Origin of the sequence: Pseudomonas sp. SIMBA_067 (genome assembly GCF_046534675.1) — a bacterium.
Taxonomy (GTDB): domain Bacteria; phylum Pseudomonadota; class Gammaproteobacteria; order Pseudomonadales; family Pseudomonadaceae; genus Aquipseudomonas; species Aquipseudomonas putida.
The window spans coordinates 1-245 of sequence record NZ_JAWRYH010001110.1 but is presented as its reverse complement, the minus strand read 5'-3'; the positions used below and the strand labels follow the sequence as shown (position 1 = coordinate 245).

Sequence of the window (245 nt, the reverse complement as noted above, 5' to 3'; positions counted from 1 at the left end):
GGTGCCGATGATGGTGCCATCCGGGCCGCGCACGGTCACGGTGGCGCCTGCTTCACCGAGGCCGCTCAGGGTCAGGCCGTTGTTGTTCAGCACCACATTGGTCAGCGGCGCGGGTGGGGTCAGGTCAGGGGTGCTGACGTTGACTGCCGTCGAGGTATTGCCAGCAGCATCCACTTGCGTGACGCCGATGGCCTGGCCGTTGGCCTGCGGTGTGTCGAACACCACCGTGAAGCGCCCATCGGCAC

At 66.9% G+C, this 245-nt stretch carries 1 protein-coding gene; it reads right to left on the bottom strand.

Annotation, left to right across the window (positions count from 1 at the left end; translation table 11 throughout):
- Positions 1 to 245 (bottom strand): Ig-like domain-containing protein (locus tag SB765_RS32725; RefSeq protein ID WP_410932903.1); only part of this gene is annotated, 245 nt, incomplete at both ends.